Below are 16,193 nucleotides of genomic sequence, written 5' to 3'. Positions count from 1 at the left end.
CCCCCCCCCGCGCCCCCCCCCCCCCCCCGCCCCCCCCCCCCCCCCCGCGCCGGCGCCCCCCCCCCCCCCCCCCCCCCCCCCCCCCCCGACACCGGGAAGAGACATGCGGCGAAAGACGACACGTTACCTGGACAGCAGCGTCGACGCCGAGGCGGACGACGAGGATTCCGACGTCGTGCCGCTCTTGGCCGTGCTGTCCGACGAGCCGGTGGCGGATCCGGTCGACGTGTCTGTCGAGCCGGTGCCGCTCGTCGCCGTCGAGTCGTCCGACGAGCCGGTGTCGGACGTGGAGCCCGAGCCGGACGTCGACTCGCCGGTCGAGCCGGAGGTCGACGAGTCGGTGCCGGACGTCGAGGAGCCGCTCGAGCCGGTGCCGCCGGACGTGCCGGACGTCGAGCCGGTGCCGGCGGTGGATCCGGTGCCGGATGTCGACGTCGACGTCGACGTCGAGCCGGTGCCGGACGTCGCGGTGCCGGTGGCGTCCGACGACGGCGCAGTGCCGTCGGGTCCGGTCTGGCCGTCGTCGACGACTCCCCCGCCGTCCTCGTCGGTTGTGGAGCTGTCGGAGGAATCGACCGACGTCGTCGCGGACGGCTGGACGATGTCGCGCACGACGGTGTCGGTGCCTTCGCCGCCGGTCAGCGCGAGGATGATGGCGGCCGTGATGCCGACGGCGACGAGGGCGCTGACGACGGCGACGACGATGGCGACGCGCTTGTTGTGACGCGTCTTGCGGTCGGCTTCGCGACGCTGCTCGGCGATGACGCTCCGCGTGGCCTTCGTGCGGACGACGTTGGCGGACGAGACGGAGCGGCCGGCATGCGTCGCCGGCTGCGCCGCCGTGCCGGCCACCGTCCGCGTCGCGGTCTCGTCGCCGTCGGTGGCCGGCATGACGGTCGTGCCGTCGACGCTGCCCATCGCGGCCGTCGCGGCCACGGTTTCCTGGCGGGCGAGCTTGCCGGTGGTCTCGGCGTCGGCCATGTCGGCCGACGTGTGCATGACGGTCGTGGCTTGTGCGTCGGCGGCGGATTCGCCGTCGGCGGCGCGGTCCATTGTCTTCGTCTCGTCGGATTCCCCGTCGGAGGCCGTCTCGCCGGACGAATCGTCGCCGTCCTCGTCGCCGGAACCTCCGAACGGCGTGACGTCCTGGATCTTCTTGCCCGAGGCGTCGAGGACGTTCTTGTAGATCGTCGACGCGACGGCGGAGACGATGGAGCCGACAGCGACGCCGATGACCGAGCCGGCGATGCCGATCTTGGCCGACAGCAGGAACGAGGTGACGGCGGCCAGCGCGCCGGCGAAAAGTTGCGAGAACGACAGTCCCTTGAAGAAGTTCTTGATTTTCTTCACCGCGGATTCTCCCACAGGTCGGTGTCGGCCACGGCCGGGCCGTGATTGTAGTCGCGCAGCACCCACCTCGACGGATCCTCGAGACGGGCCGGCAGCAGGCGCGCCCAATGGGCGTTGTTCATCGAGGTCAGCGACACGAAGTCGGGATAGGCCTTCTGCATGCCGAACAGCACCTGGACCGCGCATTCGATCAGCGCGCCGTGCGAGAACACGAACAGGTCGGTGTCGTCGCCGGCCCGCTGCGCCCAGTCGAGCAGCGCCTCGACACCGCGGGTGCCGGCATGGATCCGGGGCTCGGCGCCGTACTTGAGCTCGCCGCCCTGCTTGAGCTGCCACGAGCGGAAGTCCTCGGGATAGTCGCGCGCCAGCTCGTCGACGGGACGTCCTTCCCATTCGCCGAAATGGCGTTCGCGGAAGCGTTCGTCGACATGGACCTCGAGGCCGAGCGGATCGGCGAAGGCGTGCGCGGTCTGCTGCGTGCGCCGGAGGTCGGAGGCGACGACGAGCTGGCGGCGACCGCCGTCATGGTCGACGTAGAGCCTGCGCAACGCCTCGCCGGTCTGTTTCGCCTGCCACAGGCCGACGGTGTCGAGCGGAATGTCCACCCAGCCCTGGATGCGGTGCGCGGCATTGTAGGATGTGCGGCCATGCCGCGTCAACGTGATGGATCGAGCCCTGCCCATTGCCAAACCTCCGTGTATTGCCGGCCACCCTACCCGCTCTTGTCCCGGATTGTCTGGGCACGGGGGCCGGCGTCCTGGTTTCTTCACCGATTTCGAACATTCACATGGAAAAATGGGGCGATCCGCCGCCGGCGAACCGTCCCATCGAGTCGACTGTCTCAGTCCTGCGCATCTTGTCGTCCGTCGTCCGACGGCGCCTGCGGCAGCTGCAGGTCGATCTGCCCGCAGTCGCGCCAGAGCCGCTCGAGGTTGTAGAAGCCGCGGGCCTCGTCGTGCATGACGTGGACGATGAAGTCGCCGTAGTCGAGCAGGATCCACTGGCCTTCCTCGACGCCCTCGCGTCCGCGGGGCTTGAGATGGCCGCCGTCGACGTACAGGTCCTTTTCGATTTCCTCGGCGACGGCAAGGACCTGGCGCTCGTTGGAGGCCGAGGCGATCAGCATCGCGTCGGTGATGCCGAGCGCGCCGGACACGTCGAAGGCGACGATGTCGGTCGCCTTGAGCTTGTCGGCGGCGCGGGCGGCGAGGCGGACGGATTCGATGGATGAATCGAGTGAGGTCATGAAATCAACGCTCCCAAGCAGGTTTCCAGTTTTCGACGATGTGCTGGGTATTCTCCGAGTAGACCATCGCGTCGTCCGGCACATCGTGGCGGACGACGGAGCCGGCGCCCGTCGTGACGTTGTCACCGACGGTGACCGGGGCCACGAACAGGTTACCAGCACCCACGTGCACGCCGGAGCCGATCGTCGTGTGGTGCTTGTGCACGCCGTCGTAGTTGGCGGTGATCGTGCCGCCGCCGATGTTGGTGCGCTCGCCGAGGTCGGCGTCGCCGACGTAGCTCAGGTGCGGCACCTTCGTGCCGGCGCCGATGTGCGCCTTCTTCATTTCGACGAACGCGCCGGCCTTCGCGCCCTCGCCCAGGTCGTTGCCGGGACGCAGGTATGTCCACGGCCCGATCGTCGCCCGCTCGCCGATGTGCGTCTCCTGGATGCGGGAACGCTCGACGGTGGCTCCGGCGTCGACGGCAGCGTCGATCAGCGTCGTGTAGGGGCCGACGACGGCGCCCTCGCCGATCACCGTGTGGCCCTGGAGGAAGCAGCCGGGCAGGATCGTCGCGTCGCGATCGATCTCGACGTCGTCCTCGATCCACGTCGTGTCCGGGTCGAGGATCGTCACGCCCTCGCGCATCCACCGCTCGCAGACGCGCACGTTGTGGGCCTTGGCGAGGTGCGCGAGCTGGACGCGGTCGTTGACGCCCTCGACGCTGAGCGGATCGGGGGCGGCGAACGCGCCGACCTTGCCGCCGCGCTTGGCGGCCTTCAGCGCGTCGGTCAGGTAGAACTCGCCCTGCGCGTTGTTCGAGTCGAGACCGGCGATGGCCGCCTCGAGCACCTTGGCGTCGAAGACGTAGACGGACGTGTTCACCTCGTGCACGGCGAGCTCGTTGCTCGTCGCGTCCTTCTGCTCGACGATGCCGAGCACGTCGCCGGCCGAGTCGCGGATGATGCGGCCGTAGCCGGTCGGATCGTCGAGCATCGTCGTCAGTACCGTGCACACGTCGCCGCTGCGCTCGTGGTAGTCGAGCAGCGACCGGAGCGTCTGCGAATCCAGCAGCGGCATGTCGGAGGCGGCAATCAGCACGGCGCCGGACAGGCCGTCGCCGCCGGCGTCGGCGTCGAGGGCCTTCATCGCGCACTGGACGGCGCGGCCGGTGCCGGGAATGTCGTCCTGGTCGACGATCCGCACTTCGGGATCGTAGGAGCGGGCGGCCGCGGCGACGCGCTCGCCCTGGAAGTGAACGACGACGGCGAGACGGTCCGGTTCCAGTGCCGTGACCGAATCCATGACGCGCCGGAGGAACGTCTTGCCGGCGAAGGTGTGCAGGACCTTCGGGATGTTCGATTTCATGCGCGTGCCTTCGCCTGCGGCGAGCACGATTGCCGCTGATAGCGTCATTTCATCCTCCAACGACGGCGGCCCAACGCCGCCGGCCTCGATAATTCATGGTACCGGAAGGCCACCGTCTTCCGGAGCGTCCGGACAGGACGCCGTTACGGCAAGGCGCCCGCCTTCGCCGTCCCTCCCGAAGAGGGGACTCGCGAACGCGGGCGCCTGCCATGGGCTCCCCCACCTGGACTCGAACCAAGACAAAGGGTTCCAAAGACCCGTGTGCTGCCATTACACCATGGGGGATCGGCGGGACGTTGCGCCTCCGCCAAGTGTTCATTATGCCATACGTGCCGACCTAACGGGAAGGTGCGGCGGAAAATCGCCGTTCCTCGTGTGTCGGCAGGCCGCGCCGGACGCCGGCGTCACGCGAACAGGAAGCCCTTGCCGTGATGTTCCGGATAGGAGTCGAACAGTTCGGCGACCGAACCGTCCTCGAAGACGGCCTTGACGGCGCTCGCCAGCAGCGGCGCGATCGACAGGACCGTCAGTTCCGGCCAGCGCTTCTCCTCCGGGATCGGCACGGTGTCGGTCAGGACAACCTCGTCGGCGCCGCAGTTCTTCAGGCGCTCGACGGCCGGTCCGGACAGCACGCCGTGCGTGGCGACGACGGTCACCGACTTGGCGCCGGCCTCACGCAGCACCTTGCAGGCGCCGACGATCGTGCCGGCCGTGTCGATGAGGTCGTCGACGAGCACGCAGTCCTTGCCGACGACATCGCCGACGACGCGGTTGGCGACGGCCTGGTTCGGGCGCGTGATGTCGCGGGTCTTGTGGACAAAGGCGAGCGGGCCGCCGCCAAGGCGGGCCGCCCACTGCTCGGCCACACGGATGCGGCCGGCGTCCGGGGAGACGACGGCGACGTTGTCGAGGCGGTCGGCGAAGCGGTCGCGGATGTAGTCGACGAGGACCGGCATCGCGATGAGGTGGTCGACCGGTCCATCGAAGAAGCCCTGGGACTGGGCGGCGTGCAGGTCGACCGTCATGATGCGGTCGGCGCCGGCCGTCTTGAGCAGGTCGAAGACCAGCCGGCAGGAGATGGGCTCGCGGCCGCGGTGCTTCTTGTCCTGGCGCGAGTAGCCGAGGAGCGGGCAGATCGCGGTGATGGAGCGGGCGGATGCGCGCTTGAGCGCGTCGATCATGATGAGCTGCTCCATGATGGCCTGATTGACCGGATTGCTGTGACTCTGCAGGACGAACACGTCCGCGCCGCGGACCGATTCGGTGTACCGCACGTACATCTCGCCGTTGGCGAAGTCGTAGGCGGTCGTTTCCAGGACGTCGATGCCGAGCTGGTCGGCGACGTCGGCCGCCAGTTTCGGATGGGCCCTGCCCGTGACGAGAATGAGGTTTTTGTCCGGCTTTCCTTCGAGGATTGCGCTCACCGTGTCTCCAAACGTTTCGCTCCGTTTACCGCTCTCAAGTGTAACTACGTTGCCCGACCGGTCAAGACATGCGTGTTCTGCGCATACCCCCGACGGAGCACCTACGGGGGCATGGGTTCCGGACCGGCCGGCGCATGCGGCGATTATCCCGACGACTGAATCGGTCGCCGGACGTCGCGTCCCGTCAGCGCGGCTGCCGGTACAGGCCGTGCTTGCCGATGTACTGGACCACGCCGTCGGGCACGAGGTACCAGACCGGCTCGCCGTTGCGAGCGCGGTTGCGCACGTCGGTCGACGAGATCGCCAGCGCCGGGATCTCGAGGACGTCCACCTTGCCCTCGGGCAGCTTCACGCAGCCCGGCGACGTGTAGCCGGGACGGGTGACGGCGACGAAGTGGGCGACGTCGAACATGCTGTCGGCGTCCTTCCACTGCATGATCTCGGCGACGGCGTCGGCTCCGGTGATGAAGAACAGTTCGGCGTCCGGATACAGCGCCCGCAGGTCACGCAGCGTGTCGATCGTATAGGTCACGCCGGGCCGGTCGATATCGACGCGGGAGACGGTGAACTTCGGGTTGGAGGCCGTCGCGATGACGGTCATCAGGTAGCGGTCCTCCTCGTTCGTCACGTCCTTGTCGAGCTTGAAGACGGGCCTGCCGGTCGGCACGAAGATGACCTCGTCGAGGTCGTACACCCACGAGACTTCGGAGGCGGCGACGAGATGGCCGTTGTGGATCGGGTCGAACGTGCCGCCCATGATGCCGATGCGCGGCCGCGTGTGCCAGTTGCCGCGTGCGCTGCGCCGTCCGCGCGGGTTGACGAGATGGGCCGGTGCGGCCGGCTGCTGCGACAGCTCCGCCATCTTCCGTCCGGGTTCGGCGTCGCGGGACGTCACGGTATGTTCGGTCGTGGTCATTGGTTGTCTCCGTCGCCGTCGCCGGCGGCCTCCTCGAGCGTTTCCTGACGGACCTGCTCCCCGTCGGCGCCGGCCTCGATGTCTATGCGGCCCATGTCCTCGTCCCATTCGGCCTGGACCACGCGGCGGATCTCGGCGAACGTCGGCAGCAGGAAGCGCGGCTGGAACGCGCGCCTCACCTCGGCCACGCGTTCGGTGACGCGGATCAGCACGTCGGTCATGCCCTCGAGGTCGTTCTTCACCTCCATGGCACGGAACTTGGCGATGTACTCCTCCATTTCGCGCATCTGGGCGTGCACCATCTTCATCTGGTCGTCCCCGAGGGTGACGAGGTCGGAGGCATCGTTCTCGGGCCAGCCGATCAGCACGGCGTCGGCGTATTCGAGCGACGCACGCTGGGCGGCGGTGGCGATGCCGTCCTCGATCTGGACCAGGTAGACATAGCGGACGATCGACAGGCGTTCGGCCGCGATCTGCAGGTAGACGTGCTGGTCCGACAGGTCCATGCCCCACGGATTGCGCTCGCATGTCTCGCGCCGGGCGGCATCGTCGCTTTCCCTGTCGTCGCCGACGACGATCAGTTCCGTCATTTGCGCACCTGCCCCGTGCCGTAGCCGATCCACTTCGTCGTCGTCATCTCGGCCAGGCCCATCGGTCCGCGCGCGTGCATCTTCTGCGTGGAGATGCCCAGCTCGGCGCCGAAGCCGAACACGCCGCCGTCGGTGAAGCGTGTGGAGGCGTTGACCATGACGACGGCGGAGTCGACGCGCTTCGTGAACTCCTCGATTGCCGCGTAGTCCTCGGAGAGGATCGATTCGGTGTGGCCGGTGGAATGGCGATTGATATGGTCGATCGCCTCGTCGAGCGAATCGACGACGCGCACGCCCATTTCCAGCGCGAGATATTCGGTGTCCCAGTCGGCGTCGGTCGCTTCGAGCAGCTGGATCTTGCGGATCTTCGCCTCGTCGATGATCCGGTAGCTCGTCTCGTCGGCGTGCAGCACGACGTTTTCGTTGGCGAGGGCCTGGGCGATCATCGGCAGGAACGATTCGGCGACGTCGCGATGCACGACGAGCTTCTCGGCGGCGTTGCAGACGCCGACGCGCTGCGTCTTGGCATTGAGGATGACGGGAATGGCCTTGACAAGGTCGGCGGACCTGTCGACGTAGATGTGCACGTTGCCGGCGCCGGTCTCGATGACCGGCACCTTCGAGTTGCGCACGACGGACTGGATGAGGCCGGCGCCGCCGCGCGGCACGAGGACGTCGATGTGACCGCGGGCCTCCATCATCGCGTTGGCGCCGGCGCGCCCGAAGGCGTCGACGGTGTCAACGAGGGCGGGGTCGAACCGCATGTCCTCGAGCACGTCGTGGATGATGTGCAGCGTGGCGGCGTTCGTGCGTTCCGCGGCATGGCCGCCGCGCAGCAGCGCGGCGTTGCCGGACTTGATGGCGAGCGACGCCACGTCGACGGTGACATTGGGCCGCGCCTCGTAGATCATGCCGATGACGCCGATCGGCACGCGGACCTGCTGCAGGCGCACGCCGTTCTCGAGGTTGTATCCCCTGACGATCTCGCCGACCGGATCGGTCAGCGACGCGACGTGCCGCACGCCGTTGGCCGCGTCGGCCACGCGGGCGACGTCGAACTTGAGGCGGTCGAGCTTGCCGGCGTCCATGCCTTCCTCGAAGGCGGCCTGCATGTCGAGCGCATTCGCGCCGGCGATCTCGTCGGCACGGGCGTCCAGCGCGTCGGCGATGGCCAGCAGCAGCGAGTTCTTGTCGGCGGTGTTCGCCTGTGCCAGTCGCCGCTGGGCCGCGGCAGCGTCGTCGGCCATGGCGCATACCTGCCCGAAGACTTCGGATTCGGCGATCGGCGGTTGGGATTCACTATTCGTCATAGACAGCAATATAGTCCGACCCGCACCGCAAACCGCCGCGCATTCCAATTCCCCGGCCGCGATCCACGTGGCGGGACCGCGCCCGCGGGCGGGCCATGCCGCGGATACAATGAGAGGCGTTCAGGCCGCGTCCGCCATTGCGGCCACAGCACACGACATGAATTGAGGGACTTCAGGTGACCACGTTCCACAGCACCCGCAGCAAGACCGACTCGCTGACCTCGAAGCAGGCCATCCGCAAGGGCATCGCCGACGACGGCGGCCTGTTCGTGACCGACTCCCTCGGCGAGACCACCGTCGACGTCGCCTCGCTGGTCGGCAAGAGCTATCAGGACATCGCGTTCGCCGTGCTGTCCGTCCTGCTGCCGGACTTCGGGGAAGACGAACTACGCGAATGCATCGGTGCCGCCTATGGCGAACAGTGGTCGGACGACCGCATCACGCCGGTCAGGCCGCTCGGCGACGACTTCGTCATGGAGCTGTTCAACGGCCCGACCTGCGCGTTCAAGGACGTCGCGCTGCAGATCCTGCCGCGTTTCATGAGTCACACCGTGTCGGAACACGGCGACGACGAGAAGATCATGATCGTCACGGCCACGTCGGGCGACACCGGCAAGGCGGCGCTGGCCGGCTTCGCCGACGCGCCGGGCACCGGCATCACCGTCTTCTATCCGGAAGGGCGCGTCTCGCCGGTCCAGCAGCTGCAGATGACCACGCAGGCCGGCGACAACGTCGGCGTGTGCGCGGTGCGCGGCAACTTCGACGACGCGCAGACCCAGGTCAAGAAGATCTTCGGCGACGCCGCGTTCAACGCGCGGCTGGCGCAGGAAGACCACGTCGTCCTGTCGTCGGCGAACTCGATCAACGTCGGCCGCCTGGTGCCGCAGGTCGTCTACTACTTCTCCGCCTATGCGCAGCTCGTCGAGGCCGGTGACATCGAGCTCGGCGAGCAGCTCGAGTTCGTCGTGCCGACCGGCAACTTCGGCGACATCCTCGCCGGCTACTACGCCAAGCTGCTCGGGCTGCCAGTGCGCAAGCTGACTGTCGCCTCCGACAAGAACAATGTCCTGTTCGACTTCCTGACGACCGGCACGTACAACCGCCAGCGCCCGTTCTTCCAGACGATCTCCCCGTCGATGGACATCCTGATTTCCTCGAACCTCGAGCGCATGCTCTACTACATGTCCGAGAAGGATTCCCGCCTGATCTCAATGCTGATGACCGACCTCAACGACTGGGGCGCCTACGAGGTGCCGCCGGAGCTGCTGCGCCGCATCCGCACCGTCTTCAACACCGGCTGGGCCGACGAGGACCAGGTGCGCGCGATGATTGCCGACTGCTGGAACGAGCACGGCTACGTCATCGACCCGCACACCGCCTGCGGCTACTTCGTCATGCACGAGATGCCACGCGAGGAGAACACGAAGCGCGTGCTGCTCGCCACCGCCTCCCCGTACAAGTTCCCGCGTGTCGTCGACGAGGCGCTGGGACTGGACGCCTCCGGTTCCGACTTCGAGTGCATGGACGTGCTGTCGAAGGCCACCGGCACCGCCATCCCGGCGATGCTGCGCAATCTCGAGGACGCCCCGGTCCGCTTCGACGACGTCGTCGACGTCGACGGCATGGAATCCTACGTCGGCGACTGCGCCGCCAGGCTCTGAGGAATACTTCCCACCCGGACCGGCATTTTTCTGCAGGAAGGCGGCATGACCCCGTGTTCGTTGCACGGGATCATGCCGCCTTCCTGCATTTCGGCGGCTAAAGTTGCCGCGGCGCCGTCGTGAAGTCCTTGAGCGTGCCGTCGGCGACGGCGCAGATGGCCGGCCAGTCGTCTTCCGAGGACGAATCGTACATCGCCCACGCCCGCATGCCGATCGACTTCGCCGACTCGATGGCGACGAGGATGTCCTCGAAGACGGTGCAGTCGGCGGCCTCGACGCCGAGCAGGTCGGCGGCGAGATGGTAGATGGCCGGCTCCTTCTTGCCGGCGCCGGCCATGTCGACGTCGACGACGGCGTCGAACAGGTCGCGCACGCCGAGGTTGTCGAGCGCCGGCTCGCGCAGGTCCCGCGACAGCGTCGTCGCGACTGCCAGCTTCGCGCCGCTGTCCTTGAGCTCGCACAGGTAGTCGTAGGCGCCGTCCTTGAGCGGCACGTCGTGGGCGTAGGAGTCGGCGGCCAGTTCGGACCATTCGCGCATCAGGTCCTCCGGCGAGTCGCGCAGGCCGAAGCGGTCGATCGTGTAGTCGGCGATCTCGCGGAACTGCATGGCGGCGATCGTCAGCATGTAGTCGTCCGGCACGACGAATCCTCGCCGCGATAGGAATTCGTAGTCGACCTGCTCCCAGACACCCATCGAGTCGAGCAGCGTGCCGTCGAGGTCGAGGATCGCGGCCTTGCCGTCGTTGTCGACGGCGGCGCCGGAACCTCCGTCGTGGCCGGTGAAGCAGTGGTCGGTCCGGTACTGGTCGCTCATCGTCGTCCCCTTCCTCGTCGTCGGTCTCCCCGTCGTTGCGGAGCCCCGCGAACCCGCGGCCGCGGATCACTTCAATCTAGCAGAACAGCAACGGCGACCCGCGAGCCGTTCCGGCAGCCGATCGCGTCAGGCCGCGTGTTCCAGCGTGCTCGAGGCCAGCAGCTCGCGGGCGTGCTTGCGGCTCGTCGACGATTCGGTGCCGGAGAGCATGCGGGCGATCTCGCGGACGCGGTCGTCGCCGTCGACGGCCTGGACGGTCGTCTCGGTGGCCGGAAGCGTCACGCTGTCGTCGGACCGGCGGCCGGCGGCATGGGAATCGTCGCCGGACGCCGTCGTCTTCGTCACGACGTACTGGGCGTCGGCCCACGACGCGACCTGCGCGAGGTGCGTGACGACGATGACCTGGGCGGACCGGGCGAGCCTGGCGAGCCTGCGTCCGAGCTCGACGGCCGCCTTGCCGCCGACGCCGGCGTCGATCTCGTCGAAGATGAATGTCATCGGCGGCACCGGGCGTGCGGCGTCGCCGGAACTGGCGGCATGACCGGCACGGCCGACGGCCGTCTCGGCCGAGGCGAGCTCGAGCGCGAGCATGAGGCGCGACAGTTCGCCGCCCGACGCGCTCTTGCCCATCGGCAGCTTCGGCGATGACGGGAACGGCGTGAACAGGAATTCGACGTCGTCGGCGCCGGTGCCGTCGAGCGGCGCGGAGCCGCGGCGCTCGCTGACGGCGATGTCGAGCGACGCGCCAGGCATCGCCAGTTCGCCGAGTTCGCCGGTGACCGTCGCGGACAGCGCCGCCGCCGCCTTCGCGCGGCTTCTCGACAGGCGCTTCGCCGTCTTCAACGCGGCGGCGTAGCGGCGGTCGCGCTGCTCCTCGAGGTCGGCGAGCTTTTCCGGCGAGGCGTCCAGGTCCTCGACGTCGAAGGCCGCCTGGTCGCGCCAGCGGATGACGTCGGACAGTTCCGGCCCCCAGCGCAGGCACAGTTCGTTGAGTTCGTGGATGCGTCCGTTGAGCATGTCGAGGTCGCCGGCGCCGAGTTCGTCGTCGATCTTGCCGCTCAGCGCAAACGACACTTCCGACAGGGCCGACTGCACGTCGGCCAGCGCCGCGAGCGCCCCGTCGAAGACGCCGGGCACGTGCGCGGCCTCGAGCGCGCCGATCGCCCCGGCGACGCAGCCCGTGGCGTCCGGCGCGTCGCTGCCGTTGTCCATCGACGGCACGGAGGACGAGTCGAGCAGCGCCAGCGCGTGCACGACGGCTTCGGATACCTGCGCGGCATTCTCGATGCGGTCACGGCGTTCCTTGAGTTCCTCGAGTTCGCCGTCGTGCGGGTCGACGCGGTCGATCTGTGCGATCGAGTCGCGCAGGTAGTCGGCCTGCTGGCGCATCTGGGCCTGCTGCGTCGTCAGCCGCGTCAGCTTGTCCTCGACAGCCATGTAGGCGCTCCAGTCGGCGGCGTACTGGCGCTTCAGGTCGCCGTTGCCGGCGTAGTCGTCGAGGAATTCGCGCTGGCGCACCGGCGAGGCGATGCGCAGCTGGTCGGCCTGGCCGTGAATCGTGACGAGTTCGCGGGCGACGTGCTCGAGGACCGAGCGCGGCACCGTCTTGCCGCCGAGCACGGCCCTCGACCTGCCCGACTTGCTGCCCGCCCTGGCGGCCGGCACGCGGCGGGACAGGAACAGCTCGCCGTCCTCGACGGGACTGCCGGCGTCCTCGGCCAGGGCGACGGCCGCGTGGTCGCCGGCGACGGCGAAGACGCCCTGCGCCCAGGCGCAGGCGCTGCCGGGCCGCACGCGGCCGGCGTCGGCGCCGGCGCCGGAAATGAGCTTGAGTGCGCTGAGCAGCATCGACTTGCCGGCGCCGGTCTCGCCGGTGATGGCCGTCATGCCGGCTGCAGGGACGAGCCTGGCGGCACGGATTGGGCCCAGGTCGTGCAATTCCAGTTCCTCGAGCATGGCGACCGATTCCTTTCCGTTTCGCCGCGGTCCGGCGGACGGTCCGCCGTGACGATGACGGGAATCAGTCTAGCACAGAATTCGAACGCATGTTCTAATTTCGAACAAATTTTCTATGTCCGGGATCGGCATGTCAGTCGTCGATGCGCGCCTTCATCGCGGCATCCGGATCGATCCTTCCGCCGTCGCCGTCGCAGCCCGCGTAGCCGTCGGGCCGTTCGCATTCGCCGGAGACGGCCGTGCGGTTCGGATCGTAATGCCGCTGCTCGCGCCATCCGACGACCGGCAGGTCGAACTTCGTCACGAGCCTGGACGTGAACGGCGTGCCGGATAGCGAGACGAGCTTCAGCCAGCTCGACGATTGCCGGATGTCGATCCTCGTGCCCTTCGGCAGCGCGCGCTTGCGGCGTCCATCGCAGCAGATCCAGCCGTCCGACGTCGAGTCTTCCGAGATCATGAACGAGAACGTCGAGTGCGAGCCGATGACGAGCGGCCGCGCGAACAGCGCGTGGGCGGCCAGAGGCACCATGAGGATGCACTGGACGTCCGGCCAGACAATCGGGCCGCCGGCCGAGAACGCGTAGGCCGTCGAGCCCGTCGGCGTCGAGACGATGACGCCGTCGCAGCCGAACGAGCTCATCTCCACGCCGTCGACGTCGACGGACAGCTCGACCATCTTGCCGCGGTCGGCGCGCTCGATCGTCACGTCGTTGAGCGCCCAGTCGGAAATCGGCTCGTCCGCGCCCGGCAGCCAGACGTCGACGTGGGCGGTCAGGCGTTCCTCGACCGAATAGTCGCGGTCGACGACGCGCCGGATGGCCTCCTCCATCTGGAAGCTCTCGAATTCGGCGAGGAAGCCGACATGGCCCATGTTGATGCCGACGATCGGCACGTCGGTGCAGTGGACCAGCTCGGCGGCGCGCAGGATCGTGCCGTCGCCGCCCAGCACGACGACGATTTCGGTGTCCTCGCCGCAGGTCGGCGGCACGGTGCCGAAGTCCGGCGCGTCGATGTTGTCGACGATCGACACGTCGAAGCCGCTCTCCCGCAACTTCGTCACCGCCCGCTGGACGACGTTGCCGCTCTCCTGCAGCTTCTCGTGCGTGACGACGACGACCTTGCGCTGTCCCATCCGGTTCCCCCCGACTCGTGCCGGTCCGCTTCGGCGCGGAGCCGGCTCCTGCCCGACAATTCCCTACCCATCCTAACCGCAAACCGGAAGGCTGACCAACGACATCTGTACAATGGAAAAGTTCAATCGTCCGGCCGGCGCCGTCCCGGCGCCACGGACGCACAAGGATGACGGCGAGGCACGATGGCAGACGACATGGACCGCAGGGAACCGGTCGACCTCCTCTTCGACGAGGCGCAGTCGAATTCGGAGAATTCCGAGGGGCTGTCCTGGTGGTTCTCCGGCGACGTCTTCGAGCGCGAGGCCGCCGAGGAGAAGCGGGCACGCAAGCGCAGCTGGACCTATCGTCTCAATTCGCATCCCGGCCGCCTGACGACGCTATACTTCGTCCTGCTGATCACCGTCGTCACGTCGCTGCTGATGCTGCCCTGCGCCACGCAGCCCGGCGACGCCACGCCATTCCACACCGCGTTCTTCACGGCCGTCTCGGCGCTGTCGACGTGCGGCATCGCGATGGTGAACACGACCACCCACTGGACGATGTTCGGCCAGGGCGTCCTGATCTTCGCCGTCCAGCTCGGCGGCCTCGGCGTCATGACGTTCGCGTCGCTGATCGCGCTGGCCGTCAACCACCATCTCAAGGCAACGCAGCGGCTGCTGACGGCCAGCGAGCTGGGCACGAACAAGCTGTCCGAGATCCGCGGCGTCCTGACCGTCGTGCTCGCGACGTCGTTCTCGATCGAAATCATCACGTTCATCGCACTGCTGCCCGGCCTGCTGCACGTCAACAACAACAATGCCGGCAAGGCGCTGTGGGAGTCCCTGTTCTTCGCCGTCATGGCGTACAACAACGCCGGCTTCACGCCGGACGGCGCGGGACTGTATGTCGACAACTGGGCCGTCGGCATGCCGATCGTCCTGTCGGCATTCTGCGGCACGCTCGGCTTCCCGGTCATCCTCAACATCCTGCGCACGGCGCGCAAGCACCAGTCCCCGCGCCGCTGGAACCTGCACACCAAGGTCACGCTCGTCACGACGTTCGCCATCGTCCTGTGCTCGCTTGTCTGGTTCCTCGTCGTCGAGTGGAACAACCAGACGCTGTTCGCCAACGCCGACGTCGAGGCGCACCTGCGCCGCGCCGTCGTCGCCGCCGTCATGCCGAGGTCGTCGGGCTTCGACCTGTCGTGGGTGCCCGAAGTCGGCGAGCCGACGAAGGTCTTCATGAGCGCCGTCATGTTCATCGGCGGCGGCTCGACGTCGACGGCCGGCGGCATCCGCGTGACGACGTTCGCCGTCATGCTGCTCGTGTGCAAGACGTCGTTCTCCGGCCACACCGACATCACCGTCTTCCACCGCCGCATCCACACGAAGGTGATCATGACTGCCGTCTCGATCACGACGGCCTGCTTCGGTCTCGTCTTCGTCGCGTCGCTCGCGCTCATGCTGATCACCGGCGCGTCGTTCACGAACGCGCTGTTCGATTCCTGCTCGGCGTTCGGCCTCGGCGGCTACTCGATCGGCGTGGACACCGCCACGCATCCGGCCGCGCTGTACATCATGGCGGCCACGATGGTCGTCGGGCGTCTCGGCCCGATGACGCTCGCCTACGCGGTCAGCCGCCCCGGCAACATCGAGGCCGTGCGCTATCCGACCGACGAGATCGTCGTCGGCTGAATCGTCGACGGCCGGCCCTGTCCATCCACTTCCTCTTCAATGTCGAGAACCCGGGCTGACGGCCCGGGTTCTCGACATCCTGGAAAGAGTTTGCGTTCGGAAGACTAGCCGCGGATGAAGTTGTCGATCTGGTCCTGCTTGCCCATGATGATGAGTTCGTCGTTGCGGTGCATGACGAGGTCGCGCGAGCCGTATTCGAATTCGTGGCCCGGCGACTTGATGCCGACGACGGTGATGCCGTAGCGCTCGAGGACCTTCGCGTCGCCGATCGTGTAGCCGATCAGGTGCACCGGCGTGTGGATCTTGACGACGTTGTAGGCGCCCTCGAGCTCGATGTAGTCGAGATAGTTGCCGGAGACGAGGTGGCCGACGCGCTTGCCGGCGTCGGTCTCGGCGTTGACGATGTGCCGGGCGCCGATGCGCTGCAGGATGCGGGCGTGCTCCTTCGAGACCGACTTGGCCCAGATGTCGGAGATGCCGGCGTCGAGCAGGTTGCCGGCCGTGATGACGGACGCCTCGACCGAGTCGCCGATGGCGACGACGGCGGTGTCGAAGTCGGAGGCGTTGAGCTGCTCGACGGCGATGACGTCGGTCATGTCCGCCTGGACCGTCGGGATCTGCGACGACCAGCGATTGACGAGCACCGGATCCTTGTCGACGGCGAGGACGTCCTGCCCCATCGAATCCAGGGTGGTCGCCACGGCGCTGCCGAATCGTCCCAGTCCCACCACGAGTACGCTTCTACTGTCGGCCATCGCCAGTCCTTTCGTCG

14 protein-coding genes and 1 tRNA gene are annotated in these 16,193 nt (G+C 67.8%); 2 read left to right on the top strand and 13 right to left on the bottom strand.

The features are described 5' to 3' along the window. Positions 1-123: 123 nt before the first annotated feature. From F6S87_RS06575 to F6S87_RS06535, 9 genes are all read right to left on the bottom strand, one after another. Positions 124-1,350: a hypothetical protein gene (locus tag F6S87_RS06575; protein ID WP_163227845.1), complete on the bottom strand. Its 1,227-nt coding sequence runs from the start codon at positions 1,348-1,350 to the stop codon at positions 124-126. Then, the gene (locus F6S87_RS06570) at positions 1,347-2,033 is read right to left on the bottom strand and encodes a histidine phosphatase family protein (RefSeq protein ID WP_163227844.1); all 687 of its coding nucleotides are present in this window, start codon (positions 2,031-2,033) and stop codon (positions 1,347-1,349) included. The genes F6S87_RS06575 and F6S87_RS06570 overlap by 4 nt, the downstream gene beginning before the upstream one ends. Positions 2,034-2,191: 158 nt before the next feature. Beyond that, a complete protein-coding gene (gene rsfS / locus F6S87_RS06565; protein ID WP_163227843.1) occupies positions 2,192-2,596 on the bottom strand; it encodes a ribosome silencing factor in 405 nt (134 codons plus the stop codon). Positions 2,597-2,600: 4 nt separating this feature from the next. Beyond that, on the bottom strand, positions 2,601-3,992 hold the full coding sequence (gene glmU, locus F6S87_RS06560; RefSeq protein ID WP_163227842.1) for a bifunctional UDP-N-acetylglucosamine diphosphorylase/glucosamine-1-phosphate N-acetyltransferase GlmU: 1,392 nt from the start codon (positions 3,990-3,992) through the stop codon (positions 2,601-2,603). Positions 3,993-4,158: 166 nt separating this feature from the next. Further along, positions 4,159-4,229: transfer RNA gene (locus F6S87_RS06555), tRNA-Gln, on the bottom strand. A gap of 119 nt (positions 4,230-4,348) precedes the next feature. Beyond that, positions 4,349-5,368, bottom strand: coding sequence for a ribose-phosphate diphosphokinase (locus F6S87_RS06550; RefSeq protein WP_163227841.1), 1,020 nt, complete (start codon positions 5,366-5,368; stop codon positions 4,349-4,351). Positions 5,369-5,552: 184 nt separating this feature from the next. Continuing rightward, positions 5,553-6,284: a nicotinate-nucleotide adenylyltransferase gene (gene nadD, locus F6S87_RS06545; RefSeq protein ID WP_163227840.1), complete on the bottom strand. Its 732-nt coding sequence runs from the start codon at positions 6,282-6,284 to the stop codon at positions 5,553-5,555. Further along, entirely contained in the window at positions 6,281-6,874 is a 594-nt protein-coding gene (locus F6S87_RS06540; RefSeq protein ID WP_196779137.1) for a phosphoribosylglycinamide synthetase, read from the bottom strand. The genes nadD and F6S87_RS06540 overlap by 4 nt, the downstream gene beginning before the upstream one ends. Beyond that, complete coding sequence (locus F6S87_RS06535) at positions 6,871-8,184, bottom strand: glutamate-5-semialdehyde dehydrogenase (RefSeq protein ID WP_163227838.1); 1,314 nt, start codon at positions 8,182-8,184, stop codon at positions 6,871-6,873. Before F6S87_RS06535 ends, F6S87_RS06540 begins: the two co-directional genes overlap by 4 nt. Before the next feature lie 176 nt (positions 8,185-8,360). Between F6S87_RS06535 and thrC the strand changes: the two genes are divergently transcribed. Further along, complete coding sequence (thrC, locus tag F6S87_RS06530; protein WP_163227837.1) at positions 8,361-9,845, top strand: threonine synthase; 1,485 nt, start codon at positions 8,361-8,363, stop codon at positions 9,843-9,845. Positions 9,846-9,942: 97 nt separating this feature from the next. Here the strand turns inward: thrC and F6S87_RS06525 are convergent, their stop codons facing one another. From F6S87_RS06525 to F6S87_RS06515, 3 genes are all read right to left on the bottom strand, one after another. Continuing rightward, entirely contained in the window at positions 9,943-10,659 is a 717-nt protein-coding gene (locus tag F6S87_RS06525) for an HAD family hydrolase (protein WP_163227836.1), read from the bottom strand. A 126-nt stretch (positions 10,660-10,785) separates the two neighbouring features. After that, positions 10,786-12,615: a DNA repair protein RecN gene (recN, locus tag F6S87_RS06520; RefSeq protein WP_163227835.1), complete on the bottom strand. Its 1,830-nt coding sequence runs from the start codon at positions 12,613-12,615 to the stop codon at positions 10,786-10,788. Positions 12,616-12,748: 133 nt separating this feature from the next. After that, the gene (locus F6S87_RS06515) at positions 12,749-13,747 is read right to left on the bottom strand and encodes an NAD kinase (RefSeq protein WP_163227834.1); all 999 of its coding nucleotides are present in this window, start codon (positions 13,745-13,747) and stop codon (positions 12,749-12,751) included. A gap of 183 nt (positions 13,748-13,930) precedes the next feature. Here F6S87_RS06515 and F6S87_RS06510 point away from each other — a divergent pair, with 183 nt between their 5' ends. Next, positions 13,931-15,421, top strand: coding sequence for a TrkH family potassium uptake protein (locus F6S87_RS06510; protein WP_231129409.1), 1,491 nt, complete (start codon positions 13,931-13,933; stop codon positions 15,419-15,421). 104 nt (positions 15,422-15,525) lie between these two features. Here F6S87_RS06510 and F6S87_RS06505 read toward each other — a convergent pair whose 3' ends face one another. Next, a complete protein-coding gene (locus F6S87_RS06505) occupies positions 15,526-16,176 on the bottom strand; it encodes a potassium channel family protein (RefSeq protein WP_163227833.1) in 651 nt (216 codons plus the stop codon). Between the last annotated feature and the right edge of the window lie 17 nt (positions 16,177-16,193).

It is taken from the genome of Bifidobacterium choloepi (assembly GCF_010667615.1).
Classification (GTDB): domain Bacteria; phylum Actinomycetota; class Actinomycetes; order Actinomycetales; family Bifidobacteriaceae; genus Bifidobacterium; species Bifidobacterium choloepi.
Note: the sequence above shows the minus strand (reverse complement) of the source record. Positions and strands in the feature narration are given on the sequence as shown.

Bases quoted from the DNA above. Each gene is read 5' to 3' on its own strand.
- F6S87_RS06570 (WP_163227844.1), bottom strand. From the start codon at position 2,033: ATGGGCAGGGCTCGATCCATCACGTTGACGCGGCATGGCCGCACATCC.
- rsfS (WP_163227843.1), bottom strand. From the start codon at position 2,596: ATGACCTCACTCGATTCATCCATCGAATCCGTCCGCCTCGCCGCCCGC.
- glmU (WP_163227842.1), bottom strand. From the start codon at position 3,992: ATGACGCTATCAGCGGCAATCGTGCTCGCCGCAGGCGAAGGCACGCGC.
- nadD (WP_163227840.1), bottom strand. From the start codon at position 6,284: ATGACCACGACCGAACATACCGTGACGTCCCGCGACGCCGAACCCGGA.
- F6S87_RS06540 (WP_196779137.1), bottom strand. From the start codon at position 6,874: ATGACGGAACTGATCGTCGTCGGCGACGACAGGGAAAGCGACGATGCC.
- F6S87_RS06535 (WP_163227838.1), bottom strand. From the start codon at position 8,184: ATGACGAATAGTGAATCCCAACCGCCGATCGCCGAATCCGAAGTCTTC.
- F6S87_RS06525 (WP_163227836.1), bottom strand. From the start codon at position 10,659: ATGAGCGACCAGTACCGGACCGACCACTGCTTCACCGGCCACGACGGA.
- recN (WP_163227835.1), bottom strand. From the start codon at position 12,615: ATGCTCGAGGAACTGGAATTGCACGACCTGGGCCCAATCCGTGCCGCC.
- F6S87_RS06515 (WP_163227834.1), bottom strand. From the start codon at position 13,747: ATGGGACAGCGCAAGGTCGTCGTCGTCACGCACGAGAAGCTGCAGGAG.
- F6S87_RS06510 (WP_231129409.1), top strand. From the start codon at position 13,931: ATGGCAGACGACATGGACCGCAGGGAACCGGTCGACCTCCTCTTCGAC.
- F6S87_RS06505 (WP_163227833.1), bottom strand. From the start codon at position 16,176: ATGGCCGACAGTAGAAGCGTACTCGTGGTGGGACTGGGACGATTCGGC.